This is a genomic window from Brevundimonas vesicularis NBRC 12165 (assembly GCF_001592205.1).
GTDB lineage: Bacteria > Pseudomonadota > Alphaproteobacteria > Caulobacterales > Caulobacteraceae > Brevundimonas > Brevundimonas vesicularis.
Genome location: NZ_BCWM01000006.1, coordinates 12,921 through 39,011 on the forward strand (window position 1 = coordinate 12,921; position 26,091 = coordinate 39,011).

Below are 26,091 nucleotides of genomic sequence, written 5' to 3' on the forward strand. Positions count from 1 at the left end.
TTACCCTGCATTACGGAACATCCCGTAGTGTGCGCCCCTATACAGCTCCAGAACAGGAGCCTAGGGGAACAAGAATGTCGAAAAAGGTCGAGACGGCGCTAAGAGCTCCTCAAGCCTATGCTTTGGTGCGCAACGTCATCGGCGAAATGGAAAAAGCCGGCGTCTGGCCGACTCCGCTGAACTTCGAGCTTTGGCTGCACTACATCAGCGACCCCGACGGCCCCCTGGCCCAGGAAATCCGCCGTCTTCTGGCGCAGTCCGCCGTCATCACTGACAAGACGTCCGAAATGCTGGCCGCCGAGTTCCTCCCGCGCGGCCGACTGCCGGATCAAATCCGCGACGTCGGCGCGGTGCTGGACCGCGAACTGGCCAGCGTCGCCAGCGCCATTGCAATGGCGCACAAGACCCAGCACGACTATGGCGAGACCCTTGCCGACGCCTCTCAGTGCATGGAAACGGTCGATGATCCGTCCTCGCTGAAGGATCTGGTCGGCGGCCTTTCGACCGCGACCAACCGGGTGCGCCGCGAAACGGCGATCCTCGAAAAGCGTCTGGAAAAGTCCAACAAGGAAGTCATCCGTCTGCGTGAAAACCTGGAACAGGTGCGCCGTGACGCCATGACCGACGCGCTGACCAATCTGGCCAACCGCAAGGCCTTCGATGAACGGCTTGAGGCTGCCTGCGCCGAGGACGACGGCGCGCCGCTCAGCCTGGCCATCCTGGACATCGACCACTTCAAACGGTTCAACGACACCTGGGGCCACCAGACCGGCGATCAGGTGCTGCGCTATGTCTCCACCGTCCTGTCCAACATCTGCGGCAAGACCCGATTCGCCGCTCGGTTCGGCGGCGAAGAGTTCGCCATCATCTTCCCTGGTGAAGGCGCTGGCGTCGTCATGGCGGCGCTGGAGAGCATCCGCAACGACGTGGCGTCACGCGCGCTGCGTCGTCGCTCGACCAATGACGACCTGGGCTCAGTCACGGTCTCTGCCGGCTTCGCCCAGCGTCGAAAGGGCGAAACCGCCGCCAGCCTGCTGGAACGCGCCGACGCCGCCCTGTACGAATCCAAGCGTGCGGGTCGAAACTGTGTCACGCCCGCTTCGTCACTCGAAAAGGCGGCTTAGGGTCTCACAAGGCCAAGCTTTCTGCCATAGTCGCCCCATGCGCAGCTTCGCCTTCAATGTCGCCTACTGGATCGTGTCGATCGGCTATGGGCTGACCGCCGCCTTCGCCGCGCTCGCCCCTGGTCGCGGCCCGGCCAGTTGGGTCATCCGCCGCTATGTGAAGCGCATGGTCCAGGCCATGTCGATCTTCGCCGGCATCAAGCTGGACGTTCGCGGCAAGGATCGACTGCCCGCAGGCGCCTTCATCATCGCCTCTAAGCATCAAAGCTGGGGCGACGGCTTTGCGACCTACGATCAGTTCGACGACATCGCCTTCGTCACCGGCGATCACCTGGAAAAGTTTCCCCTGCTGGGCGGCGTGCTGAAGACGCTGGGCGCCATCGTGGTCAACTCCTGCGGCGGCCACGAAGCCCGCCAGGCCCTGGCCATGCGCGCCGCCGAGGCCCGCGCTGAGAACCGCAAAATCCTGATTTATCCCGAGGGGCACCTCGCGCCCGTCGGCAAGAAGTTCAAATATCGCTCCGGCGTCTGGCACATGTACCGCGACTTCGAAGTGCCGGTCGTGCCGCTCGCTACCAACCTCGGCCTCTTCTGGCCCGAGGAAAAGTACGAGAAGCACCCCGGCACGGCGACGCTAGAGTTCCTCGACCCGATCCCTGTCGGCCTTCCCAAGGACGAGTTCCTGGCTCGCCTGGAAGCCGTGATCGAAACCCGCACCGCCGAACTCGTCGCTCAAGCCACGGGTCAACCCGTGACGCCGGCCGTGCTGATCAATACGCCGATCAAATAGATTTGCGGACAGCGAGCTCGCACGAGGAAGGCCGGAGCGATCTCGCTCCGGCCTTCGTCATTTCAGCGTTTGTCGCCAGTTCAGGCGGCGCCGTCGGCCTTCTTCTTGGAGGCTTCCGAGTAGATCAGCAGGGGCTGGGCCTTGCCGTCGATGACCTCGGCGTTGACCACCACTTCTTCGACGCCTTCGAAGGTCGGCAGTTCGAACATGGTCTCCAGCAGGATGCCTTCTAGGATCGAGCGCAGGCCGCGCGCGCCAGTCTTGCGGGTGATGGCCTTCTTGGCGACGGCGATCAGGGCGTCGTCGGTGAAGGTCAGTTCGACGTTCTCCATCTCGAACAGACGCTTGTACTGTTTGACCAGAGCGTTTTTCGGTTCGGTCAGAATGGTGACCAGCGCCGTCTCGTCCAGATCTTCCAGCGTCGCCAGAACGGGCAGACGACCGATGAACTCGGGGATCAGGCCGAACCGCATCAGGTCGTCAGGTTCGACACCCTTCAGAATGTCGCCGGTGCGACGTTCATCGATCTCCTTGACCTGGGCGCCAAAGCCGATCGAAGCCCCTGCCCCGCGCGCCGAGATGACCTTCTCCAACCCAGCGAAGGCGCCGCCGACGATGAACAGGATGTTGGCCGTGTCGACCTGCAGGAACTCTTGCTGCGGATGCTTGCGACCGCCTTGCGGCGGCACGGAGGCGACGGTGCCTTCCATGATTTTCAGCAGGGCCTGTTGCACGCCTTCGCCTGACACGTCGCGGGTGATCGACGGGTTGTCCGACTTGCGCGAAATCTTGTCGATTTCGTCGATGTAGACGATGCCGCGCTGGGCCCGCTCGACGTTGTAGTCCGACGCCTGCAGCAGCTTCAGGATGATGTTCTCGACATCCTCGCCCACATAGCCGGCCTCGGTCAGGGTCGTGGCGTCGGCCATGGTGAACGGTACGTCGATGATGCGCGCCAGCGTCTGGGCCAGCAGCGTCTTGCCCGAGCCGGTCGGCCCGATCAGCATGATGTTCGACTTGGCCAGTTCGACGTCGTTGTTCTTCGTCGCGTGGTTCAAGCGCTTGTAGTGGTTGTGGACGGCGACCGAGAGCACCTTCTTGGCGTGCGCCTGGCCGATGACATAGTCGTCCAGCACGTCGCGGATTTCCTTGGGCGTGGGCACGCCGTCGGTCGTCTTCTTGAAGCCGATCTTGTGCTCTTCGCGGATGATGTCCATGCACAGTTCGACGCATTCATCGCAGATGAAGACGGTCGGGCCCGCGATGAGCTTGCGGACCTCGTGCTGGCTCTTTCCGCAGAACGAGCAGTAGAGGGTGCTTTTGGCGTCGGTGCCGGCTGCTTTGGTCATAGACCCTTATCTCACTCCCGCGGGGCGGACCGAAATGGCCCGAAACGCGCTTCCCTCACATTGATTCCAGCACTCTGGATGCGAAGGTCTTCAAAAAATGACAATCACCCATCACACGTTCCGGAACAACCCCGAAGGCGGCAAGGGATTGTTGCAGTGCGTGGATGGATCAGTGTCGACGGGGATCAAGGCGAATGTCTGACATGGGTATTGTGCAGGAAATACGCCAGTCCACGGCGAATGGACCTGCCATCGTCGCCTTCGATTTCGACGGCACGCTGACGATTCGGGACAGTTTCACTGAGTTCCTGCGTTGGCGCGCCGGTCCGGGCGCCTGGGCGCTGGGGTTGGTCAAGCTGGCTCCGGCGCTGGCTGGCTACGCCAAGGATCGCGACCGGGGCCGGATCAAAGCGGCCTCCGTAAAGGAATTCCTGCTTGGTGTGGGCCGCCAGACGCTCGAAGCGGAAGCCGCAGCCTTCGCCGAAGAGATCTGGCCGCGGTTCATGCGACCCGATGCGCTTGAGGTGTGGAACGACTGGGGCGACCGCGGCGCGCACCGCGTCATCGTGACCGCGTCTCCTACGACGACCGTCGCGCCGTTCGCCCGCAAGCTCGGGGCCGAGGCCCTGCTGGGCACCGAGTTCGTCTTCGACGCCAACGATCGAATCACTGGCGACTTCGCCGGCCCCAACTGTCGGGGTGAGGAGAAGGTGCGGCGGCTGAAGGCGGCCTATGGCGAGAACATGACCCTGACTGCCGCCTATGGCGACACCTCGGGTGACACCGAGATGCTGGCGATGGCCCAGCAGCCGGGTTTCCGGGTCTTCCGTCAGAAGCCCTGAGGCTCAGTTCCCGTCGGCGTCCACATCGAACACCATCGCCTTGCCGCGCGAAGCCGGATCCCAGCCGGCCTCGATCGCTGAGGCGATAGCGGTGCGGACGGCGTCGACATTCACGCGCTGCTTCTCCACATCCGGTCGGCCATTGGGCCGAAGCGGCGGCGGAAACTGCACAATCGCTTCGCGCTTGAAGTCCGCGTGACGAAGGGAGACGGCCATGCCCTCCCAGACGTTGCCGCCCTTGGGCTGAGGTTGGCGACGAAGCTCCCAGACGTAGCTTTCGCCATCGACATCGACCGTGCCGCTTTGATCTCGTGTAAACTGCATGGCGGTTCCGATAGCACAAAATGAAAAGGGCGCGCCGCAACGGGCGCGCCCTTTCGTCTTTCGACAGCTGTCTTAGTTGCCGGGCGTCTTCACGCCGTCGGCGTCAGCCTGCTCGCGGCGATCATAGACGTGGTCCACGATGCCCCAGGCCTTGGCTTCCTCGGCCGACATGAAGTGGTCGCGGTCCAGCGTCTTTTCGACCTCCTCATACGTGCGGCCGGTGTGATGGACGTAAATCTCGTTCAGACGACGCTTGGTGTACCGGATGTCGGCGGCATGCAGTTCGATGTCCGACGCCTGACCCCGGAACCCGCCCGAGGGCTGGTGCACCATGACTCGCGCATTCGGCAGGGCGATACGTTGGCCAGCGGCGCCCGCCGTCAGGATCAGCGAGCCAGCCGACGCCGCCATACCCATCACCACGGTCGAAACCGGGCTCTTGATGTATTGCATGGTGTCGTAGATCGCGAGCGCCGAGGTCACCTGACCGCCGGGGCTGTTGATATACATGCTGATCTCCTTTTTCGGGTTCTCCGATTCAAGGAACAGCAGCTGGGCGCAGATCAGCGACGCCATACCGTCCTCGAACGGTCCCGTCAGGAAGATGATCCGCTCGCGCAGCAGGCGCGAGAAGATGTCGAAGGAGCGCTCGCCGCGGCTGGATTGCTCGACCACCATGGGGACGAGGTTCATGTTCATGAGTTCGATGGGGTCGCGCATTTAGCCTTCTCGTAATGTGGCCTCGTTCGGGCCTTCTGCGACTCACGTGTCGCACTGTCTGTCACGAGATATCGCGTTGCTAACGCCACCGCGCAAGGCGCAGCAGTGCTATTCCTCATCCAAGGATCGTCGACGTCGCAAGCCATCCGCCAACGATCGTTCCATGTCGTCCTTTTGCGACGCAAAGTTTGCGGCATTGGCGTCGCTATCATAGAGGGCGCTCAGATAGCTGTGATCCCATTCGGTCATGCCATGAAGTGCGGCGCCGGGCGCAAAAAGATTGAGCACGGTATCGTGCGCCGTAAAATCTGCTTGAGGGTCAATCTGCGCCAGAGCGACCATCGCGATGTAGTCGGCCAAGCTTGACGCGGGTATCTGGGCTGTCTGCGTGACATCGATGACGATGATCACCCACGCCATGTCGTAGCGTACGTTCGCACGCAGTCGCGTAACGACACGGTCTGCAACCACTGGCGGGACTTCCCCATCCAATGCGATTGCAAGCTTGCCGGTATCATCACTGACCGGCATCGCCACATGCCACCAACGAACAGCCGCATCGGAATTTTGAAAGCGGCGCAGCGCCGACCGGCCCAAATCCGTTCCGCTATCGCCCGGATGGAAGGTTCGAAAATCATCTCGAACCAATCCCTGCGCTGTAAGGTCAGCGGCGTCCGTCGCGACAATGATGATATTCGCGCGACACGCCCCATCACCGACGCGAACGCGCAGCGATCTCGCTTCGTCTCGAACGCGATCTGAGATGATCGACGACAAGCCCCGTTCAAGATTGACCACAGCGGGGCAGATCGCCTGGTTCCAGCGCGCGAGCGTCGCCTGCGGAAACGGCGCCGAAACGGCGGCGACGAATGCCTTGGCCTGCGTCTCAACAGGCGTGCTCTGCACTACGATATCGGGCAGAACGACCGGGGAGGGATCTGACGATGACTGGGGAAGGACCAACGCCGCGGCAGCAGCCAAAGTCACCAGACTAGTCATCGCCAATCCCCCTGAAAACGATCAGCCTTCGTCGTCTTCCTTCAGCAGCTCTTCCTTCGTGATCGGCTTGTCGGTCACGTCGGCGACGCCCACGATCAGGTCGACGACCTTCTCTTCATAGATGGGCGCGCGCATCTGGGCGGCGGCGTTGGGGTTCTGGCGGTAGAAGTTCAGGACGGCCTGTTCCTGGCCCGGATAGTTGCGGGCTTCCTGTAGGATGGCGGCGTTCAGTTCCTGGTCGGTGACCTGGACGTTGTTGGCGCGACCGATTTCGGCCAGCACCAGGCCCAGACGCACACGGCGTTCGGCGATCTTGCGGTATTCAGCCTTCAGATCTTCGTCCGACTTGGCGGCGTCTTCTTCCGGCAGACGACCAGCGGTCTTGTCAGCCTCGACCTGCTGCCAGATGCCGTCGAACTCGGCGTCCACCATCTTCGGCGGCAACGGGAAGTCGTGGGCCTCATCCAGCTGGTCCAGCAGGGCGCGCTTCAGCTTGAAACGGGCCGCGCCGGCGTACTGCTGGTCCAGGTTGGACTTCAGCAGTTCCTTCAGCTTGTCCAGCGACTCCAGACCGATGCGGGTGGCGAAATCGTCGTCGATCTTGGATTCGGCTTCCGCCTTGATGGCCTTCACCTTGATGTCGAAGGTGGCCTTCTTTCCGGCCAGATGAGCGGCTTGATAGTTCTCGGGGAAGGTGACTTCGATGGTCTTCTCTTCGCCGACCTTGGCGCCCGTCAGTTGCTCTTCGAAACCGGGGATGAAGCGGCCCGAGCCGATCACCAGGTCCGCGTCCTCGGCGGCGCCGCCTTCGAAGGGCTCGCCGTCCAGCTTGCCCAGGAAGTCGATCGTCAGCTGGTCGCCCTCGGCGGCCTTGACGGTCTTGCCCTTCTTGTCTTCGTAGGTCTTGGCCTGACCGGCCAGTTCCGTCAGGGCCTCGTCCAGATCGGCGTCCGACGCTTCGTAGGTCGGGCGCTCCAGCTTCAGGGTCTTGGGATCGACCGGCTCGAAGTCCGGCATGATTTCCAGCGACATTTCATAGGCCAGGTCTTCCTGACCGGCGATGACCTTGTCCATGTCCGAGGTCAGCTTCATCTCGGCCGGCGCGGCGGGACGGATCTTGGCCTCGTCGAGCGCCTTCTGGCTGGTTTCGTTCAGCTCGGCGTTGATGATCTCGCCCATGAACTCACGGCCGAAGGTCTTCTTGACGTGGGCGACCGGCACCTTGCCCGGACGGAAGCCCTTCAGCTTCACTTGCGGGGCGACTTCCTTGACGCGGGCTTCGAGCTTTTCGTTCAGCTCCGCGACGGGAATGGTGACCGCGATCACGCGGCTGAGGCCTTCGTTCGACTTTTCGACGACTTGCATGGTCGGGATTCTGACGCTCTGGGGCGCATGAGCCATCGAGACGGCCGGCGCGGAATGGATAAAGCAAGAAGGCCGCCCCGTGTGGAGCGGCGCCTCGAAGCCCGCCCTTATGTCGAGAAGGGCCCGAAAGGTCAACGCGGGCGTAGTCAGAGCCGGTGGTTTCGCGGCCTTTGCGTGGCTATGTTGACCAAATGAGCCAACCCGCCTCCCCCATCGGCGTCTTCGTCACGCCCGTCACCCCGCTTCAACAGAACTGCACGACCGTCTGGTGCACCGCCACCAACAAGGCCGCCGTGATCGATCCTGGCGGTTCGGTCGATGCAGTCCTGGGCGAGGTCACGCGGCGCGGCCTGACGCTGGATCGGATCTGGATCACCCACGGCCATCTGGATCACGCGGGCGGCGCAGCAGAAATGCAGGAAAAGACCGGCGCCCAGATCACCGGCCCTCAGAAGGCCGACCAGTTCTGGATCGACCGAATCGTGGAAAGCGGCCGGATGTACGGCCTGCCTGACGCCCGCCCCTTCACGCCCGACCGCTGGCTGGAAGATGGCGACACGGTATCGCTGGGGAAAACGACCTGGGACGTGCGCCATTGCCCCGGCCATACCCCCGGGCACGTCATCTTCTTCAATCGTGCGGCGCGATTCGCTCAGGTGGGCGACGTTCTGTTCAAGGGTTCGGTCGGCCGCACCGACTTCCCTATGAGCGACCCGCCCGCCCTGATCCGCTCCGTGATCGAAAAGCTCTGGCCGCTGGGCGACGACGTCACCTTTGTGCCGGGCCACGGGCCGATCTCCACCTTTGGTGAAGAGCGACGGACCAATCCGTTCGTGTCTGACGCCGCAATGCGACAGGCCCCGATCCAGCGTGAGCCGTCGGGGCCTGCCTGAGCCTGCTGATCGTGTGGCTTATCGGCGCAGGATCATCCCGATGATGACGCCGATGCCCAGTGCATAGAGCGTGGCCTTCATCGGATTGTCCTGAATGTCTTCCTGCACGCGATGAACGCGTCCGGAAATCCTCTCACGCACCAGGCCCGCATCTTCTCTGACGGCCTGACGGACTGAAGTGGTCTTGCCAAAGCTGCGGCCCTCACCTTGGGCAAGAATTGCGTCGGCCTGTCGGTCCAGACGTTGGGTCAGATCATCGTCCTCCAGGACGATGTGGTCGGGTGATGTCGCGCTTATCGGGGTGTTGGTCATCTCGATCTCCGTGGTTCGCTGAACAAACCGGTGTTGCGACCCATGGTTCCTTTTTGAACGCGGGCGATCAGGGTGCGTTGGTTGATCGCACAAGGAGCCGCTCATGACCTATATCGAACCCACTCCGACCACGCCGCAACCCGAGATCCAGCCTGAGCCGACGCAGCAGCCGGAAATACAGCCTTCAGACACGCCCGATGAAGTTCCCCCGATGGAACCGGATGGTGGCGGCGAAGGTGATTCGCGGCCTTACGGCGCTGGGTAAAGTCAAACTCACGAGCCCTTGAGGATCGCGACAGTAAAACGGAGTTCCCGACGGAACCGTCACCGAGTCACTGGGTTCACTTCAGCAAGCGCAACGGCAGCACTGAAAGGAACACGATGGACAGCCAACCCACACGCCCCTCCGGCGTTTCCAAGCGAGGTTTCGCCTCCATGGATCCCGAACGTCAGCGCGAAATCGCGCGCAAAGGGGGCGCAAGCGTCCCCAGCGAAAAACGCAGCTTCTCCCAGGACCGCAGCCTCGCCGCACAGGCGGGCCGCAAGGGTGGAGAAGCGTCGCACGGAACCAAGAAAGACGCGGACGCCGCCGACGGGCAGTAGTCGGCGGAACTCGATACAAACAAGGGCGGCCCATCGATCGATGCGCCGCCCTTTTTATTGCCCGCGATCAGCCGCGCATTCGGCTCAGGCGCGCAGGACCGCCAAGGCGACGCTCGGCGCCGGAGAGGTGTCGATGCGGACAACCGTCCAGCCGGAGGCGGCCGCCATGGCTTGGATCGATTCAGGCGTGAACTTGCGCGAGCTTTCGGTGTGGATCGTCTCGCCGGTCATGAAGCGGAATGTCCGATCTCCCACGTGCGCGGTCGTCGGCGCAATCGCCTGCAGATGCATTTCCATTCGCGAGGCGTCCGGGTTCCACACGGCGCGGTGAACAAAGGCGTCCACATCGAAATCAGCATCCAACTCGTGATTGGCGCGGATCAGAACATTGCGATTGAAGGCCGCCGTGACGCCCTGGCTGTCGTCATAGGCGGCGACCAGGATCGCAGGATCTTTGACCAGATCGACGCCCAGAATGAACAACGCCCCCTCGCCCAGCATCCGACGCGCCGCCGCCAGGAATTGCTCGGCCTCTTCCGGTTGCAGATTGCCGATGGTCGAGCCGGGGAAGAAGCCGATCCGTCGCCCCGACGGAAGATCGTCGGGCAGCGGGGCCAGATGTTCGAAGTCGCCCAGAACCGGCTGCACGCGCAGGTTTGGATAATCAGCACGGACGCGAATGGCGGCGTCCATCAGAGCACTCTCGCTGATGTCGAGCGGAACGTAGGCGCCGAGGTCGGTGGCGGCGTCCAACAAAATCCGCGTCTTCTCGCTGGCGCCGGATCCGAATTCGACCAGCACCGCGTCGGGGCCAAAGTCGGCCGTCAACTCTGCTGCGCGATCGCGCAACAGCGCCATTTCCTGCCGGGTCGGATAGTATTCGGGCAGCACGGTGATGTCTTCGAACAGACGTGACCCGTCCGCGTCATAGAACCACTTCGGCGGCACGGCCTTTTGCGCACGCGACAGCCCTTCGATCATATCCTTTCGAAAGGCGGCGGTTTGGGCGTCGTCCGCTGCGGCGTCTCGCGCCACGGTCCGATCTTCAGCCAGTCTCAAACCCATGAAGGCCCACCTCTGTTGGGGATAGAAGAAGTTGCGATAGGTGATGCGGTCATGGCCCGGCGGCGTGGCGAAAGATCCGCCCCGCAGCACCATCTGATTGGCCATGAACTTGCCGTTGTACTCGGCGGCGGTGCCCGGCGTCGGCTGAAAACCGGGATAGGGCGCATAGGCACTGGACGTCCACTGCCACACTTCGCCAGCCAGGTTCGAGAACGCATCAGGCGAAGAGGCGGCGGCATGTTCCCATTCCGCCTCGGACGGCAGCCGCTTGCCGGCCCAACGGGCATAGGCGTCGGCCTCGTAAAAGCTGATGTGGCGAACCGGAGCGGCAGGATCGACAATTGTACGCCCCGTCAGACCCATCACGGTCCAGGCGCCATTAGCCAAACGCCAATACAGCGGCGCGGTCCAGCCCTCAGCCTTGACCGTCGCCCAGCCGTCCGACAGCCACAGGTCGGAACGCGAATAGCCGCCATCCTGGATGAAGGCGATCCAGTCCCCGTTCGTCACCAGATCCGCAGCCAGAGCGAACGGCTCCAGCCACACACGGTGCGCCGGCCCCTCATTGTCGAAGGCGAAGCCCGATTGGTCGTGGCCGATCGTCACCAGACCGCCGTCGAACGCCACCGTTCCACCGCGCGTGATCTGGAGCGTCTCGGCTCTGGGCTCGATCTCATAGGCGGCGGGGTCGAGCGGAGAGCGCGACATCAGGTTCAGCATATCCATCAGGAAAAGCTCCTGATGCTGCTGGTCGTGGTGCAGCCCCAGCTCGAACAGATAGCGTTGATGGCCGCTGGTCTCGCCCTGCGCCAACCAGGCGACCATGCGGCGGTCGATCTCTCGGCGATAGGCCAGGACCTCATCGACGGAGGGGCGAGTCATCAGCCCGCGCTGGTCCCGCCTGACCCGCTCGCCCAAGGCCTCATAGTAGGAGTTGAACAGCTGCTGAAAACGCGGATCGACAGGCTGGTATTCAGGATCGGACGACAGGATCATCGCCTCGAAAAACCAGCTGGTGTGCGCCAGATGCCATTTCCCTGGGCTGCAATCCGCCATCGACTGAGCTGACAGATCCTCGGCAGACAAACCTTCAACCAAAGCGATCATGCGCGCGCGAACAGACTTGAACCGCGCCACGTCTGACGCAACCCGCGGGTCGGGCTCGGAGCGCGCATTCATGTCAGCTGTCCCGTCCGACACCAGCCCCAGCGCCTTGTCAGTGCCGAACAAACGCACCAACAAGGCCAAGGTTCCCAAGCACTTGGCGTTCGGGATCACGCATCAGCGCATCGGGCGGCCGCCATGTTTGGCGTATTCCAACCGCGCGATGGTGCGATTATGGACCTCGTCCGGGCCGTCGGCAATGCGCAAGGTGCGAACACCCGCGTAAAGCTCGGCCAGAGGCGTGTCGCCTGACACACCGGCGCCGCCGAACGCCTGAATGGCGTCGTCGATGATCCGCAAGGCCATCTTCGGCGCGGCGACTTTGATCTGGGCGATCTCGGAACGCGCGTTCTTGGCTCCCGCCTGATCCATCATCCAGGCGGCCTTCAGCACCAGCAGGCGGCACATCTCGATGTTGGTGCGCGCCTCCGCGACGCGCTGTTCCCAGACCGAATGCTCGGCCAACTGCTTCTTGAACGCCGTTCTGTTCAACAGCCGCGTCACCATCAGTTCTAGCGCCCGCTCGGCCGCACCGATCGTGCGCATGCAGTGGTGAATACGGCCCGGGCCAAGCCGCCCCTGAGCGATCTCGAAGCCCCTGCCCTCGCCGGCGATCAGGTTCTCGACCGGCACGCGGACATTTTCCAGCACGACCTCGGCGTGGCCGATCGGCTTTTCGTCATAGCCGAACACCGACAGCATCCGCTCGACGCGGAAGCCAGGCGTGTCGGCGGGCACGATGATCTGCGACTGCTGGGCGTGGGATGCGGCGTCCGGATCCGTCTTGCCCATGACGATGGTCACGGCCAGATTCGGATGGCCCATATTGGTCGACCACCACTTGCGGCCGTTAATGACATAGTGTTCGCCGTCCCGCTCAATCCGGGTCTGGATGTTGGTGGCGTCGGATGAGGCGACCTCAGGCTCGGTCATCAGGAAGGCCGAACGGATTTCGCCGGCCATCAGGGGCTTCAGCCAGCGCGCCTGCTGTTCGGCGTTCCCGTACATATGGAGCACCTCCATATTGCCGGTGTCGGGGGCGTTGCAGTTGAACACCTCGGCCGACCACAGATGCCGCCCCATCAACTCGGCCAGCGGCGCGTATTCCAGATTGGTCAGACCCGCCCCCCCATTCTCACCTTCATGGGCGCCGGGCAGGAACATGTTCCACAGCCCGGCCTCTTTCGCGGCCGCCTTCATCGTCTCCATGACCGGCGGCTGACGGTTCGAATCCTCGCGCACCTGGGCGAAATATTCGGCTTCGCGCGGGATGACCTGCTCGTCCAGGAAGCGACGGACGCGGGCGTGCCAATCCAGGGCGCGGTCGGAATGTTTGAAGTCCATGTCGTTTCCTCTTTCCCGTTCGCGCCTCTGCCGGACGCTCGATACGAAAACGGCGCGGCCCCTGGTCGGGAGCCGCGCCGCCATAACTGGTTGTTCAGACCGGCATCAGCGCTTCAGCAGCGGAGCCAGCTTCTGGGCGATCATCATGTCGCCGGCGATTTTCAGCTTGCCCTGCATGAAGGCCATCATCGGGTCCAGCTTGCCTTCCGACAGGGCCATGAAGTCATCCCACTTCATCGAGACGGTGGCGTCGGCGGGCTTGTCCTCGTTCGTCACCGTGTTCGGCGTGGAGGCGCCGTCGATGTAGATCTTGCCCTCGTCGCCGAGGTCGAGCTTGACGGTCTTGCCGAGGCCGGAGTTGTCGCCGACGGCGCCGCGGATGTGTTCGGTGACTTGTGCGAGGTCGGGCATTGGGGGCGTCTCCCTGTTGGACGTTGTGAACTACGGGTTAGCCCGCATCGGCGGGGGCGCCAAGATCACGTCGGGGAAAGCTCGGTCACTTCTCGTCAGCGGATCTGGAATACAGGCTGGCTGCGCCTAGCGCGACCATGAAGAAGGCGAACGCCGTCACGATAGCGGCGACGAAGGGAACAGCGGATTGCGGCATTGGAAATCTCCTCTGCCGCCGTTCTGAGCCCTATCGCGCCAGCGCGCCTTGATCAGGATCAAACCCTTATTTGTCGGGATCGCCGTCGCGGAATCGCCACTTCATCACCAGCACGCCGGACGCCATCACCAGGGCGCATGCGTTGGCGACCGTAACAGGCCAGGCCTGCGTCATGACGCCATAGACGACCCACAGCACGAAGCAGGTCACCGTCAGGGAGTAGGTCTTCAAGCTGACCGACGACGCGTCGCGCTCCTTCCAAATCTTGACCGCCTGAGGCGCGAAGCTGGTGATCGAGCAGATCGCAGCCGCTGAGCCGACGATATTGGCGATCAGGTCGCTCATGCCGTAATCGTCGACATGACGTTGAGGCTAAATCTGCACATGCCGCACTCTCAGCGGCCGCCCCAGTGAATGTCAGCGTCGAACGCCAGGCGGCGGCCGTCTGGCCTGGGTCACCTGTTCGAAGGCGTAACCCAGCGAAAGGATGCGCGCATCGTCCCACTTCCCGCCAAGGAAGCTGATTCCCACGGGCCTCCCCCGATCAAAGCCCATCGGCACGGTCAGGTGCGGATAGCCGGCGACGGCGGCCAGTCGGCTGGCCGATCCCTGCATATCGTCGTCGTCCTTGGGATCGTTGGTCCAGGCGCGCGACGTGGTGGGCGCGATCAGGGCGATCACGCCATTGTCCCTCATCAGTCGATCGATGCCCTCAGCCCCTGCCAGCCTAAGCGAGGCTGCGCGCGCCTCCAGATAGTCAGCGTCGGTCAAATCGCCCATCGCCTGGGCGCGCTCGAAGATGTCCTGACCGAACAGCACCGTCTCGCGCGGTTCGGCGGCGTTGAAGGCGATGACGTCGGCCAGGGTGCGGGTGCGGACCTGCTCCGGGTCCGTCGAGGCCAGATAGGCGTTCAGATCGTGCTTCAGCTCATAGAGCAGCACCTTGAACTCGGCCGCGCCTATGATCCGGCCGTCCGGTCCATCCGGCAGATCGACCAGGACAGCGCCGGCATCGCGCAAGGCCTTCAGGTTCTGCTCGAACACCGCCTGCGTTTCGGGCGAGTAGCCTTTCAAAAACCGCATCACCCCGATCCGCGCACCGCGCAGCGCGTTGGCGTCCAGCTCGGCGGCGTAGTCGATTTTGTGCGCATCGGCCTCGACCGTCGCCGGATCGGCCGGATCGGACCCGGCGATGACCGTCAACACCCTGGCCGCATCCCTGACAGTGGTCGCCATCGGCCCGGCCGTGTCCTGCGAATGACTGATCGGCACGATGTGGGTGCGCGAGACCAGGCCAACGGTCGGCTTGAACCCGACCACGCCGTTGACCGACGCCGGGCAGGTGATCGACCCGTCCGTCTCCGTTCCGATGGCGACAGGCGTCAGCCCCAGCGCCACCGCCGCCCCGCTGCCGGACGACGATCCACAAGGCGTGCGCGCGGGATCATAGGGATTCAGCGTCTGGCCGCCGACAGCGCTCCAGCCGCTGATCGAGTCCGATGAGCGGATATTGGCCCACTCCGACAGGTTGGTCTTGCCGACGATTACGGCCCCGGCGGCGCGCAGTCGCCCGACCAGCGGCGCGTCCCGTCCCGGCGCATTGTTTGCCAGCGCCAACGATCCGGCGGTGGTCGGCATGTCCGCCGTCTCGATATTGTCCTTCAGCAGGATCGGCATGCCGGAAATCGCAGACACGCCCCGGCTGGGTGATGTCGCGGTCCAGACCAGCACCGAATGGGCGCTGTCGTTCGCCCGCCCCGCCGCGACCACGGCGGATGCAGTTGGATAGGCGCCCTGACCGGTCGCGCAACCCGCAAGGGCCAGCGCGACCGCAGCCGCCAGAATCAGTCGGCCTTGGGTTCGGCCCGCTTGCCGATCGTGCGGTCCAGGAAGTCGAGATAGGTGCGCCATTGTTGCAGTTGCCTCGGATCGCCGCGGACACCGTGCCGCTGGCCGGGATAGAGCATCATCTCGAACGGCACGCTCTTGGCCTGCAAGGCGTCGATGACGCGCGTCGCATTGCCGAAGATGACGTTGTCGTCGGCCATGCCGTGCAGCAGCAGCAGCCGCCCCGTCATGTCATCCAGCCGCGGCAGGACGTCGGTGGCGGCATAGCCCTCCGGATTGGCCTGGGGCGTGGACATATACCGTTCGGTATAGTGAGTGTCGTACAGGCTCCATTCCGTCGGCGCCGCGCCCGCCAGAGCCGAGGCCAGGCCGGCGTCCTTGTCCGTCAGTGTCAGCAGGCTGAGGAAGCCGCCGAAGCTCCAGCCCATCACCGCGATATGGTCGGCATCGACGTAAGGCAGGGTCTTCAGCCATTGCGCGGCCTGGGCCTGATCCTCGACCGCCGGAATGCCCAGACGGCGATAGATGCTGGTCTCGAACGCCTGCGACCGGTCACCCTCGCCGCGATTGTCGACGCGGAAGACGATGTAGCCCGCCTCGGTCAGCAGTTGGTTGGTCAGCGGCTGCCAGCTCTTCTGCACGCCTGCCCCGGTGCCGGGGCCGCCATAGACCTGCATCACCACCGGATACTTCTTGGACGGATCGAAGTCCGGCGGCGTGGTCATGCGCCACACCAGGGTCTGACCATGGCTCTGCATCGTGCCGAACTCGGGCGTGCGCAGGCGCGAGACGTAAGGGGCGAACGGATGGCTGGCGTCGAGCTTGTTCTCTTCGATCCAGCGTACGCGCGTGCCGTCGATGCGGTACAGCGCCGACTGCGTCGGGGTCGCCGGGTCCGAATAGTTGCCGACATAGGCCGTCGCCGGCCCGTTAACCGACACCGTCCACCAGCCGCCGCCCGGCGTCACCGCGACCGGATCGACCGTGCGGTTCAGGTTGGCGCGGAACATCTGCTGCTCGATCGGCAGCTCCTTGCCGTCGCGCATCGAGGCGGTGAAATAGACATCGCCGGTCTGTTCGTTGACGCCGTCCAGATGTTTGACCGGATAGTCGCCGCGCGTGATGGCCCGTAGGCGACGCCCGTTGCGGTCGTACAGATACAGGTGCCGCCAGCCCGAATCCTCATTGGACCAGATGAACCGGCCGTCAGACAGGACGCGGAAGTCGTCGTTCAGATCGACCCAGGCCTGCGCCTTCTGGCTCAGGATCATGCGTGACGCGCCGGTCGTCGGATCGACGCTCAGCAGGTCCAGTGTCTTCTGGTCGCGCGACTGGCGCTGGACATACAGGGTCTTGCCGTCGCCGGACCAGTTCACCCGCGCCAGATAGATGTCGGTGTTGGATCCCAGGTCCACCTTGACCCGGCCCCCGCCCTGCAGGTCGCGCACATACAGTTCGACCACCGCATTGGGCCGGCCCGCACGAGGATAGCGCTGCTCCACCATCGTCGCGCCGCCGCCGGTGATCTCGAAGCGCGGCACGATATCGACCGGGCTTTCGTCCACGCGCGTCATGGCGATGTAGCGCTCGTCGGGGCTCCACCAGTATCCGGTGTCGCGATCCATCTCCTCCTGGGCGATGAACTCGGCCGTGGCCCAGGTGATCAAACCCGCGCCGTCGTCGGTGATCGGCGTCTCCTTGCCGCTCGCCAGATCATAGACGACCAGATTCTGATCGCGGACATAGGAGACGTAGCTGCCCTTGGGCGACACCTTGGCGTCGATCTCGTCGGCGGGCGTCTCGGTCAGGCGGCGCACCTTGCCGTCCGCCCGGTTCGCCAGAAAGATGTCGCCTTCCAGCGGCGCCAGGATGTAGCGGCCCTGCTGGTCCCACGAATATTCGACCACGCCGCGCGCGCTGATCCGCATCCGCTCGCGCCGAGCTTTCTCGGCCTCCGACAGTTCGCCGGCGTCGGGAACCAGCGCCCGTGCATCGATCAGCTTGTAGGGTTCACCCTCACCCGTCGGCGCGGCCCACAGGTCCTGCACATCCACATTGTCCTCGCGCGAGCGCAGGAAGGCGACCAACTGGCCGTCAGGCGACAGGCTGACCCCCTTGGCCACCGGCCCGTTCAGGCTGGGGCTGGAAAACACCCGCTCGGGCGTCAGGATGTTGGAGGGCGTCTCCTGCGCAAGCGCCGAACTGGCGGACAGGAGGATGGTCGAGGCGAGAAGAAGGGTGCGCATGGGTCGGGACGCTAGCGGTGCTTCTGCAAGCCGTCACGAGGAAATGTCGTCGCCGTGTGAAAGGCTTGTCCTTCCCTGCGAGGGGTTCTCAGATTAGAGAGACGCACGATGACAGACGCCGCCCTCTCCCCCGCCCCCGTGAAAGCCAGTCCGTTTAACGAGCTGGAGGTTCTGTGGGTGCGCCACTGGACCGACAGCCTGTTCAGCTTCGGCGTCAAACGGCCCGAGGACTTCCGCTTCCGCTCGGGCGAGTTCGTGATGATCGGCCTGCCGGGCGAAGACGGCGGAAAGCCTGTCCTGCGCGCCTATTCCATCGCCAGCCCTTGCTGGGCCGAAGAGCTGGAGTTTTTCTCGATCAAGGTCGCCGACGGCCCCCTGACCTCGCGCCTGCAGAAGATCCAGCCCGGCGACACCGTCCTGATGGGCAAGAAGCCGACCGGCACCCTGGTTCTGGACGCCCTGACTGGCGGCGAACGCCTGTTTCTGATCGGCACCGGCACGGGTCTGGCGCCTTGGCTCAGCGTCGCGCGCGATCCAGAGACCTATTCCCGCTTCGGCCATGTCTATGTGATCCACACGGTCCGCAGCGTCGCCGACCTGGCCTACCGCGACTTCTTCACCCGCGATATCCACGACGATCCTCTGATCGGCGACGAGGCCAAGGCCCAGCTGACCTACTATCCGACGGTCACCCGCGAAGCGTTCGAGACGCCGGGCCGGATTACCGACCGCATCAAGTCCGGCGACTTCTTCCGGGACCTGGGCCTGCCCGAAGGGTTCGACCCCGCCCGCGACCGCGCCATGCTGTGCGGCTCCATGGCCATGATCAAGGAAGCCGGCGAACTGCTGGAGACCTATGGCCTGAAGGAAGGCTCCAACGCCGAACCGGCGGACTACGTGCTGGAGCGGGCCTTCGTTGGTTGACAGCCTTGGCTTGGGCGGCCTGACCCGCTAACCCGACGCCATGTCAAAGCCTGCCCTAGTCGCCGTCGACGCGCGCGTCGATCCGTCCGAATGCCAGTCCATGGCCGAGGTCCGCCAGGGCGTTGACGCCTTGGACCGCGCCCTGGTCGCCCTGCTGGCCGAGCGTCAGCGCTACATGGACGCCGCCGCCCGCATCAAGCCCGACCGCGACGCCGTCTTCGACCAGGCCCGGATCGACGACGTGGTCGCCAAGGTTCTGGTCTCCGCCCAGGCCCACGATCTGTCGCCCGACATCGCCGAACCCGTCTGGCGCCTGCTCATCGACCGCTGCATCGCCCACGAGTTCGCCACCTATGACCGCACGCGCAGCTGAACGTAACAGGCCCAACTAGGTCTTGAGACTTCTCAGCATGATTTCGTGGCGATAGGCCGCGACATCAGCCAAGGCCGCCTCCAGCGCATCGCGCACCCGCTCCACAGCCGGCGCGGCCAGCTTCTGATCCACTGCTTCCGCCTCGGCGCAGATCGCCGCCAGGTCTCGCGCGCCGATGCCCGCCGCCGCGCCTCGGATCGTATGGACCCCGTCGCGCCAGCCCTCGACCTTGGGATCCAGCATGACGGACCAAAGGCCGGCCTGATTGACGAACAGGCCCAAGACTTCCTCGTTGATGGCGTCGTCCCCGCCCGTCATGCCGTTCAGCACGGCGAAATCGACGGCGCCCGTCAGATCGCGCAACGCCATCAGGCCGCCGTCTCCTCGCCCTTGGCGAGGCGGGAGTTCCGCGAGGACCAGGCGAAATAGATGGCCAAGCCGCCGACGTTCCAGACCACGAAGCCGATCTGCGTCACCGGCTTCAGGCTCAGGAAGAAGACCAGGCAGCCGATCACGCTGACCGCTCCAACGACCGGCCATAGCGGCGCCTTGAACACCCGCTTGCGACCCGGCTCGCGGATGCGCAACACGATCAGGCAAACCCCGACCGAGCAGAAGGCCGCCAGCGTCCCGGCGTTGGCCAACGACGCCAGTTCGTCCAGCGGCAACAACCCCGCCAGAATCGCCACGCCGATGGCGGTGAACACAGTCACCACCGCCGGCACGCCCCGGCTCGATACCTTGGCCAGGCGACGCGGCAGCAGGCCATCGCGCGCCATGCCTAGGAAGATGCGGCTTTGCCCGAACAGGAAGGCCAGCAGGACGGTCGGAAGCGCGATCACCGCCGCAGCGGCGATCCACTGGGCCGCCGTCCCCTGCCCCATCTGGCGCAGGATCAGGGCCAGCGGCTCGGGACTGCTGGCGAAGGTCGCGACAGGCCGCGCACCGATGGCCGCGGCCGCGACGACCAGATATAGCGCCGTGCAGATGAGCATGGAGCCGACAATGCCGATGGCCAGGTCACGCTCAGGCTTCTTGGTCTCTTCGGCCGCCGTCGAGATAGCGTCAAAGCCGTAGAAGGCGAAGAAGATGATCGCCGCCGCCGCCATCACCCCCGTCTGGACGAAGGGCGCGCCGAAGCCGTTGGGCATGAAGGGCGTGAAATGCTCGGGCTTGAACGCCGGCAGGGCGATGGCGACGAACACCACCAAGGCCGCGATCTTGATCAGAACCAGCACCGCGTTCAGCGTCGCACTCTCCTTGGTGCCGAGCAGAAGCAGGCCCGTCACCACCCCGATGATGGCCACGGCCGGCAGGTTGATGATGCCCCCCGCATGCGGCCCAGCAACCAACGCCGTCGGCAGATCGATCCCCAGCCCGCTCAGAAAGCCCACCGCATAGCCGGACCAGCCCACCGCCACAGCGCTGACGACCAGCGAATATTCCAGGATCAGGCTCCACCCCACAATCCAGGCGATCAACTCACCCAGCACGGCATAGGAATAGGTGTAGGCGCTGCCCGCCGTCGGCATCATGGTCGACAGCTCGGCATAGGCCAGGGCCGCGCAGGCGCAAACCAGTCCCGCAAGGCCAAAGCTGATCAACACGGCCGGACCGGCCAACCCCGCCCCAACCCCAATCAGCGTCAAAATGCCGGTGCCGACAATGGCCCCCACGCCCAGGGCCAGCAGGTGCGGCCAGCTCAACGTCGGCTTCAGCCGCGGTCCGTCGTGCGGCGCCATCATGGTGTCGATTGATCGACGACGGTTCCAGAAGGCCATGATGTTCGCTCCCCCGCCGCTTGCCGCGGCTGATTCCACGGGGACCATACTCCGTCGCAGAAAGTTTGCGAAAGCGCTTGCCAACCCCCAAACCTCTGGGTAGTAGGAGCGCCCTTCGGCAAGGCCTCGCCCCCGAAGACGCAGACGATCGGTCGGGTGATTAGCTCAGTTGGTAGAGCAGCTGACTCTTAATCAGCGGGTCGTAGGTTCGAACCCTACATCACCCACCATCGTCCCTCAATAAAATCAGACACTTACAGAAAGATGTCGACAGACCTTCGGTCTAGCTTGGCTGTTTAGAACGGTTTCTAGAACGGCGGATTTGCGCACCATTATGCGCGCCACGACCGGTTAGTTACGGGGTGCACCCACCGTTCTCATGCGGGAGAATCAGTCTCCTCAGCGTGTATTGGAGCCGCCGATGAAATCGCCAACCGATGGGATCGCCAGGTTTTTACGGACGCCGGAAGCCGGCAGACTTTTGGGTCTCTCTGGCCGCACTCTCGAGAAGCATCGGACCTACGGGACGGGTCCGCGCTACAGGAAGCTCGGAGGACGCGTCGTCTACTCAGAAGAAGAACTACGTGCTTGGGCGGACACGGGGCTGCGTCGATCGACGGCAGAGAGCCTGAGCGGCCCTTCGGCCGCGAAGCCAGGGCCGCACACCAGCAACTAGGCTTACCCCGCTCTCGCACCGCGGTCGACCCGGCAGGATCTCCTAAGAGCTCGTCGCGGTCCGCTAGCGGGTGAAGTGCGCCCCGCCTCCCGCTAATGAGAACCGGCTGAACCAGCGGCGCCAAGCTCCATCGCCAGCATCCAGACTGCCATGGCGATCATCATCAGATTTTCCGTCAGCGACAGGAAGCCGAGCGGCACATTGCTATCGCCGCCGACACAGGCGCACCTCAACTCGCGCTTGTCGATGTAAACTGCTTTGAAGACGGAGACCGCGCCGATGCCACCGATGAACAGGGCGACAGGAACCGACAGCCATGTCAGCGCCCCCGCAACCATCAGGGCGCCCGCTCCAAACTCGGCGAAGGGATAGATCTTTCCGTACGGGACCCATCTTTTGGCAAGCAGGTCGTAGTTCAGGAACATGGTCGAGAAACTCTCGACGTTCTGAAGCTTCAGCATAGCGAGGGCCATCATCGAGAAGCCAATGAACCATTCGCCCGCCCTGAGCGTCACGGGCGTGCCATAGACCGCAAGGCTCAACATAGCGGCCATCACGGCCGTCGTCAGAAACACGACCAGCACTGGCGTGTAGGTGGTGGCCTTGGGGTCCTGGACCTTGAGCCCCAAGAACCGGCGCAGATCGTCGTGCCCTCCGATCCGCTTTCCGTCAATAAACACCTGAGGCGTGGTCTTGACGTCATGCTCCGCCTTGAAGGCATCGGTTTGCTCGCGGGTTGTCAGCCAGCGGTCATCCACGCGATAGCCTCTGCTTTTAAGTAAGTGACGCGCTTTGAGCCCCCAGGGACAGGTGTGCTCTGGCATCACCATTCGGTAGATGATGGCGGTCTTCGTCATTCTTGCCTCCGAGATCTTCTGAATCCGAGGCAGACATCCTAGCTTCCGTACCATGATACGGAGTCAAGCATGAGAACGCGGACGATTGCAGGCTTGGCGCAGGACAGCGGGGTGACGGTCGAGACTGTGCGCTTCTACCAACGCCTCGGTCTGCTTCAGACGCCTGAGCGCTGGTCAAAGGACGGGCCCGGGACCGGCATTCGACGATACGGGGACGACGAGGTCCGGCGCCTGCGGTTCATCAAATCCGCAAAGACCGCAGGGTTCACGCTGGCCCAGATCAAGGAGTTGCTCGCACTTGACGCCGGACAGGATCGTGCGCGGGCACGTGTCCTGGCGTCGCAACGCCTTACGGCTCTAGATCAAACGATCTCCGAGATGCAGCAGGCCCGGGCGGCCTTGAGCCGTCTCGCCCGGGCGTGCGCCGCCAGCGACAAGGGGCCCTGCCCGATCATCGCCGCCTTTCAGGCGGATCTGCCCTGATCGCGCGAAGCCGGATGCTCGCCAGCGTGCCCTACCCCTTCAATGCGGATCGGGGCATTCAAAACGCATAGCGCCACGAACGAGAACACGGTCGCCGGAGGCATTTCTCCGATGGCGTGTATCGCGCACCGCCAGTGCGTCTGCTGTCGATGCGAGCGACATCTCCCGCGCAGGCCCCCACAACCGCAGATAATAGGGAGCTGCGCAAAAATTCACCCCAGCAAGCCTCTCCGACAGCAAAAATAGAAACAATCTTCCCCCGGCGCGAGGGGAGATCTGGGCCGCCGCGTAGGTCAGATCGTGGGGCCGCATTTTGGCCTGCAATCTGACACGGAGAAGCCTGTGGCCACGCAATCAATCCGACGCCTACTGACCACCTCGTCCATAGTCTCGGGTGTCGCGGTGTTTGCAACCGCGCTGGCGGCGGGGCCGACCTGGGCTCAGGCTCAGGATCCAACTTCCGCCGAAGCCGCGACCGAGATCGATACGGTCGTGGTCACAGGCTCGCGCATCGCTCGGCAAGACTATGTCGCCAACAGCCCGATCGTCACCGTCACCCAGGAAGACATCCGCGCGACCGGCTCGGTGAACATCGAGAGCCTGATCAACGATCTGCCGCAGTTCACCCCCTTGGGTAACGCGGCCTCGAACAGCCCGAACCTGGGCGGCCAGGCGAATGTCCAGCTACGGGGGCTGGGATCGACCCGAACCTTAGTGCTTCTGAACGGGCGGCGGGTGGTGCCGTCCAACGCTTCTTCAGTCGTCGATCTGAATCTGCTGCCGACCGCACTGATTTCCAGCATCGAGACGATAACCGGCGGCGCGTCTTCGACCTACGGGTTAGACGCCGTGGGTGGCGTCCTGAACTTCCTTCTCAATCAGAATTTCGAAGGAGCGCAACTGGATGTGCAGTATGGCGCGTCTTCACGAGGCGACGCTGCGGCAGAGGCGGTCAGCCTCACCGTCGGCGGCGACATCGCCGAAGGCCGAGGTCATGCGGTGTTTTCCGCAAGTTACTCGAACCGCGAGTCGGTGCTCAACGCAGACCGCTCCTTCGCCGCGATCTCAGGTTTTGCGGGCACCTCGCCCCTGGGTTCGACGGTGTTCGACGCGACCAATCTTCCTTCGGCGCTCGCAGTCACCGGCGCGGTTCCGGGCGCTTCGCGCGGCGATACGTTCGGCTTCAACAACAACGGGACCCTGTTCACCTACCAAGGCGCCCGGGATTACGTCAGCCCGGGAGGCCTCGATTATGAAGGTTTCCGGACGCCTGGCCCGCTCCAGCAGACGGATTTCACCTACACGACAGGTGATCGCAACTACATGATCATCCCGCAGACGCGATATAACGTCTACGCCGCTGTGGACTACGAGCTCGCGCCGGCGGCCGAATTCTATGCGGACTTCCTGTTCTCTCAGTACGACAGTGGAAACCAGTTGGCTTCGAACCCGGCGACGGGACCCACGACCGGGTTTCGCGTCCCGTCGACCAACCCCTTCATCCCCGCTGAACTGCGCGGCCTGTTGAACTCGAGGCCGAACCCTGCCGGCAGCTTCCGGCTCGACAAGCGTTTCAACGAGCTCGGCCCGCGCCGCCAGAACGAGGAGTACTCGGTCTATCAGTTCACCACCGGACTACGGGGCGACCTGATCGGCCTTCGTGACTGGACCTACGACGCCTACATGTCATACGGGCGTGTGGACAATGACACGGTCTACACCGGCTATCTGGCGCGGTCAGCTGTCCAGCGGCTGCTGGACGCGCCTGACGGCGGCGCGTCGCTTTGCGCGGGCGGCTTCAACCCGTTCGGCTTCAACCCCTTGAGCGCCTCGTGCATCGCCTATGTCGGTCGTGTGGCGAAGAACTCGACCACGAACGATCAGAGCGTCGCCGAGCTCAACCTGCAGGGCGGCGTCCTGACGCTCCCGGCCGGCGAAGTCCGGGTCGCGGTCGGGGCCGCCTATCGTGAACAGAACTACGCCTTCGTCCCCGATAATCTGCTGCTGAGCACCTTCACCCTGAATGGGGTGACCGGACCTGAACTGGCCGGTAACTCCAGCACGCCCCTGTCAGGGTCGGACCAAGTTTCCGAGTTCTACGGCGAAATCCTGATCCCGCTTCTCAGTCACCTCCCCTTCGTGCAGAGCCTTGAGACCAATCTGGGCTACCGGGTATCCGACTACGACACCATCGGCCGGGTGAGTTCCTACAAAGCTGATCTCAGCTGGGAGATGTTCAGCGGGTTGCGGTTGCGCGGAGGCGTCCAGCGGGCGGTCCGCGCGCCATCGATCGGCGAGCTGTTCTCGGCGCAGAACCTGAGCTTCCCGTCGATCGGCGTGCCTGTCTCCTCGACCGGGGTCCGTCAGTTCTCAGGCGATCCCTGCGACATCCGTGGCGCGTATCGCGCACCGGGCGCTGCGAATGCGACCGCTGTCAGAACCCTGTGCCTGGCGCAGAACGTCCCGACCCAGGTTATCGACACCTACACCTTCTCCAACTCCCAAGTGTCGGGTCTCACCGGCGGCAACCCCTCGCTTCAGGAAGAAACCGCAGACTCGTTCACGGTGGGCGTCATCTGGCAGTCCCCGTTCTCCAATCCCTGGCTCAGCCGTCTGTCCGGCTCGATCGACTACTACGACATTTCGATCGAGCAAGTCGTGGGAACCGTCTCGACAACCGAGCAGCTCCGTCGCTGCTTCAACCAGGACGGGGCCTCGAACCCCAACTACGATCCGAACAATCTGTTCTGCCGGCTGTTCAGCCGTGATCCGAACTCGGGGCAGATCACGAGCACCTTCGAAACGAACGCCAACCTCGGCACGCTGCAGACAAAAGGCATCGATTTCCAGATCGACTGGAACCTCGAGCTCGACGAAATCGGCGCGCCCAACTGGGGTGCACTGGCGTTCAACATCACCGGCACGAAACTCGAGGAATGGCAGCGCCAGGACATTCCGGGTGGCCCGTTCACCGATCGCAAGGGTACCGCATCGAACAGTTTCGGACTGACGTTGCCGGAGTGGAAGTTCCTCTCGACGCTGAACTGGATCCAGGATCCGTGGAACATCGGCGTCCGGTGGCGCCATCAAGGAGCGGTCGAGAACTTCAACAACCGCACCCAGGATCTTGGGGCCTTCAACTATTTCGATCTGAATGCGGCCTACCGCATGAACGAAAGAGTGTCGCTCCGGGCGGGCGTGAACAACCTCACCGACGAACAGCCCCCGGTCTATGCGCCGGCGATCGCTGCAAACACTGACCCCTCGACCTACGACCTGATCGGCCGGCGCTACTACGTCGGCCTGACCGCTCGCTTCTAGCCCTGACCGCGGCTCGCCGGATCGGTCTCTGCCGCTGACCCTACCACCACGCCGCTCGGCGATCCGCCGGCGGAATACCTG

Annotated in this window: 26 protein-coding genes and 1 tRNA gene; 12 read left to right on the plus strand and 15 right to left on the minus strand. The window is 63.7% G+C overall.

Annotation, left to right across the window (positions count from 1 at the left end):
• Positions 1-74 precede the first annotated feature (74 nt).
• Positions 75-1,124 carry a GGDEF domain-containing protein gene (locus BVE01S_RS05940; RefSeq protein WP_066625455.1) on the plus strand — a complete coding sequence of 350 codons (1,050 nt, stop codon included), beginning with the start codon at positions 75-77 and terminating at the stop codon, positions 1,122-1,124.
• 37 nt (positions 1,125-1,161) lie between these two features.
• Entirely contained in the window at positions 1,162-1,914 is a 753-nt protein-coding gene (locus BVE01S_RS05945) for a lysophospholipid acyltransferase family protein (protein WP_066625456.1), read from the plus strand.
• 80 nt (positions 1,915-1,994) lie between these two features.
• On the opposite strand, the gene clpX is transcribed toward BVE01S_RS05945, so the two are convergent.
• The gene (clpX, locus tag BVE01S_RS05950) at positions 1,995-3,263 is read right to left on the minus strand and encodes an ATP-dependent Clp protease ATP-binding subunit ClpX (protein WP_055755232.1); all 1,269 of its coding nucleotides are present in this window, start codon (positions 3,261-3,263) and stop codon (positions 1,995-1,997) included.
• Between the two features lie 194 nt (positions 3,264-3,457).
• Here clpX and BVE01S_RS05955 point away from each other — a divergent pair, with 194 nt between their 5' ends.
• The gene (locus BVE01S_RS05955; RefSeq protein WP_066625459.1) at positions 3,458-4,105 is read left to right on the plus strand and encodes an HAD-IB family hydrolase; all 648 of its coding nucleotides are present in this window, start codon (positions 3,458-3,460) and stop codon (positions 4,103-4,105) included.
• Positions 4,106-4,108: 3 nt separating this feature from the next.
• On the opposite strand, the gene BVE01S_RS05960 is transcribed toward BVE01S_RS05955, so the two are convergent.
• The 4 genes from BVE01S_RS05960 to tig all read right to left on the minus strand — a co-directional run bounded on the left by BVE01S_RS05960 (position 4,109) and on the right by tig (position 7,513).
• Positions 4,109-4,429 carry a hypothetical protein gene (locus tag BVE01S_RS05960; RefSeq protein WP_066625462.1) on the minus strand — a complete coding sequence of 107 codons (321 nt, stop codon included), beginning with the start codon at positions 4,427-4,429 and terminating at the stop codon, positions 4,109-4,111.
• A gap of 72 nt (positions 4,430-4,501) precedes the next feature.
• Positions 4,502-5,149 carry an ATP-dependent Clp protease proteolytic subunit gene (locus BVE01S_RS05965; protein WP_017506180.1) on the minus strand — a complete coding sequence of 216 codons (648 nt, stop codon included), beginning with the start codon at positions 5,147-5,149 and terminating at the stop codon, positions 4,502-4,504.
• A 108-nt stretch (positions 5,150-5,257) separates the two neighbouring features.
• A complete protein-coding gene (locus tag BVE01S_RS16755) occupies positions 5,258-6,148 on the minus strand; it encodes a hypothetical protein (protein WP_105625211.1) in 891 nt (296 codons plus the stop codon).
• 21 nt (positions 6,149-6,169) lie between these two features.
• Complete coding sequence (tig, locus tag BVE01S_RS05975) at positions 6,170-7,513, minus strand: trigger factor (RefSeq protein WP_084375310.1); 1,344 nt, start codon at positions 7,511-7,513, stop codon at positions 6,170-6,172.
• A gap of 191 nt (positions 7,514-7,704) precedes the next feature.
• On the opposite strand from tig, the gene BVE01S_RS05980 reads away from it, so the two are divergent.
• Complete coding sequence (locus BVE01S_RS05980; RefSeq protein WP_066625469.1) at positions 7,705-8,406, plus strand: MBL fold metallo-hydrolase; 702 nt, start codon at positions 7,705-7,707, stop codon at positions 8,404-8,406.
• Positions 8,407-8,424: 18 nt separating this feature from the next.
• On the opposite strand, the gene BVE01S_RS05985 is transcribed toward BVE01S_RS05980, so the two are convergent.
• Positions 8,425-8,718 carry a hypothetical protein gene (locus BVE01S_RS05985; RefSeq protein ID WP_066625471.1) on the minus strand — a complete coding sequence of 98 codons (294 nt, stop codon included), beginning with the start codon at positions 8,716-8,718 and terminating at the stop codon, positions 8,425-8,427.
• Positions 8,719-8,821: 103 nt separating this feature from the next.
• Here BVE01S_RS05985 and BVE01S_RS17005 point away from each other — a divergent pair, with 103 nt between their 5' ends.
• Together BVE01S_RS17005 and BVE01S_RS05990 are read left to right on the plus strand one after the other, a co-directional pair.
• Entirely contained in the window at positions 8,822-8,983 is a 162-nt protein-coding gene (locus BVE01S_RS17005; RefSeq protein ID WP_167544819.1) for a hypothetical protein, read from the plus strand.
• A gap of 116 nt (positions 8,984-9,099) precedes the next feature.
• Positions 9,100-9,321: a con-10 family general stress protein gene (locus tag BVE01S_RS05990; RefSeq protein WP_039243609.1), complete on the plus strand. Its 222-nt coding sequence runs from the start codon at positions 9,100-9,102 to the stop codon at positions 9,319-9,321.
• 84 nt (positions 9,322-9,405) lie between these two features.
• On the opposite strand, the gene egtB is transcribed toward BVE01S_RS05990, so the two are convergent.
• From egtB to BVE01S_RS06020, 6 genes are all read right to left on the minus strand, one after another.
• Entirely contained in the window at positions 9,406-11,565 is a 2,160-nt protein-coding gene (gene egtB / locus BVE01S_RS05995; protein WP_066625803.1) for an ergothioneine biosynthesis protein EgtB, read from the minus strand.
• A gap of 102 nt (positions 11,566-11,667) precedes the next feature.
• Positions 11,668-12,894, minus strand: a complete 1,227-nt coding sequence (locus BVE01S_RS06000) for an acyl-CoA dehydrogenase family protein (RefSeq protein ID WP_066625476.1) — start codon at positions 12,892-12,894, stop codon at positions 11,668-11,670.
• 105 nt (positions 12,895-12,999) lie between these two features.
• Complete coding sequence (locus BVE01S_RS06005) at positions 13,000-13,305, minus strand: SCP2 sterol-binding domain-containing protein (RefSeq protein WP_017506191.1); 306 nt, start codon at positions 13,303-13,305, stop codon at positions 13,000-13,002.
• Positions 13,306-13,567: 262 nt separating this feature from the next.
• A complete protein-coding gene (locus BVE01S_RS06010) occupies positions 13,568-13,846 on the minus strand; it encodes a SemiSWEET family sugar transporter (protein ID WP_066625477.1) in 279 nt (92 codons plus the stop codon).
• Between the two features lie 72 nt (positions 13,847-13,918).
• Positions 13,919-15,412: an amidase gene (locus BVE01S_RS06015; protein ID WP_084375311.1), complete on the minus strand. Its 1,494-nt coding sequence runs from the start codon at positions 15,410-15,412 to the stop codon at positions 13,919-13,921.
• Entirely contained in the window at positions 15,346-17,595 is a 2,250-nt protein-coding gene (locus tag BVE01S_RS06020) for a S9 family peptidase (RefSeq protein ID WP_066625480.1), read from the minus strand. The genes BVE01S_RS06015 and BVE01S_RS06020 overlap by 67 nt, the downstream gene beginning before the upstream one ends.
• Positions 17,596-17,703: 108 nt before the next feature.
• On the opposite strand from BVE01S_RS06020, the gene BVE01S_RS06025 reads away from it, so the two are divergent.
• Both BVE01S_RS06025 and BVE01S_RS06030 read left to right on the plus strand, forming a co-directional pair.
• A complete protein-coding gene (locus tag BVE01S_RS06025) occupies positions 17,704-18,519 on the plus strand; it encodes a ferredoxin--NADP reductase (protein ID WP_066625481.1) in 816 nt (271 codons plus the stop codon).
• A 40-nt stretch (positions 18,520-18,559) separates the two neighbouring features.
• The gene (locus BVE01S_RS06030; RefSeq protein WP_066625483.1) at positions 18,560-18,892 is read left to right on the plus strand and encodes a chorismate mutase; all 333 of its coding nucleotides are present in this window, start codon (positions 18,560-18,562) and stop codon (positions 18,890-18,892) included.
• A gap of 15 nt (positions 18,893-18,907) precedes the next feature.
• Here the strand turns inward: BVE01S_RS06030 and BVE01S_RS06035 are convergent, their stop codons facing one another.
• Positions 18,908-19,261, minus strand: coding sequence for an Hpt domain-containing protein (locus BVE01S_RS06035; protein WP_066625486.1), 354 nt, complete (start codon positions 19,259-19,261; stop codon positions 18,908-18,910).
• The gene (locus tag BVE01S_RS06040; RefSeq protein WP_066625488.1) at positions 19,261-20,673 is read right to left on the minus strand and encodes an amino acid permease; all 1,413 of its coding nucleotides are present in this window, start codon (positions 20,671-20,673) and stop codon (positions 19,261-19,263) included. Before BVE01S_RS06040 ends, BVE01S_RS06035 begins: the two co-directional genes overlap by 1 nt.
• Positions 20,674-20,827: 154 nt before the next feature.
• On the opposite strand from BVE01S_RS06040, the gene BVE01S_RS06045 reads away from it, so the two are divergent.
• Both BVE01S_RS06045 and BVE01S_RS17240 read left to right on the plus strand, forming a co-directional pair.
• Positions 20,828-20,903 (plus strand) — tRNA-Lys (locus tag BVE01S_RS06045).
• A gap of 191 nt (positions 20,904-21,094) precedes the next feature.
• Positions 21,095-21,349 carry a helix-turn-helix transcriptional regulator gene (locus BVE01S_RS17240; protein WP_084375312.1) on the plus strand — a complete coding sequence of 85 codons (255 nt, stop codon included), beginning with the start codon at positions 21,095-21,097 and terminating at the stop codon, positions 21,347-21,349.
• Between the two features lie 92 nt (positions 21,350-21,441).
• On the opposite strand, the gene BVE01S_RS06050 is transcribed toward BVE01S_RS17240, so the two are convergent.
• On the minus strand, positions 21,442-22,206 hold the full coding sequence (locus BVE01S_RS06050) for a MauE/DoxX family redox-associated membrane protein (protein WP_066625490.1): 765 nt from the start codon (positions 22,204-22,206) through the stop codon (positions 21,442-21,444).
• 69 nt (positions 22,207-22,275) lie between these two features.
• On the opposite strand from BVE01S_RS06050, the gene BVE01S_RS06055 reads away from it, so the two are divergent.
• Positions 22,276-22,689, plus strand: coding sequence for a MerR family transcriptional regulator (locus tag BVE01S_RS06055; RefSeq protein ID WP_066625492.1), 414 nt, complete (start codon positions 22,276-22,278; stop codon positions 22,687-22,689).
• A 342-nt stretch (positions 22,690-23,031) separates the two neighbouring features.
• Positions 23,032-26,010: a TonB-dependent receptor plug domain-containing protein gene (locus BVE01S_RS06060; RefSeq protein ID WP_066625494.1), complete on the plus strand. Its 2,979-nt coding sequence runs from the start codon at positions 23,032-23,034 to the stop codon at positions 26,008-26,010.
• Positions 26,011-26,091: the final 81 nt, after the last annotated feature.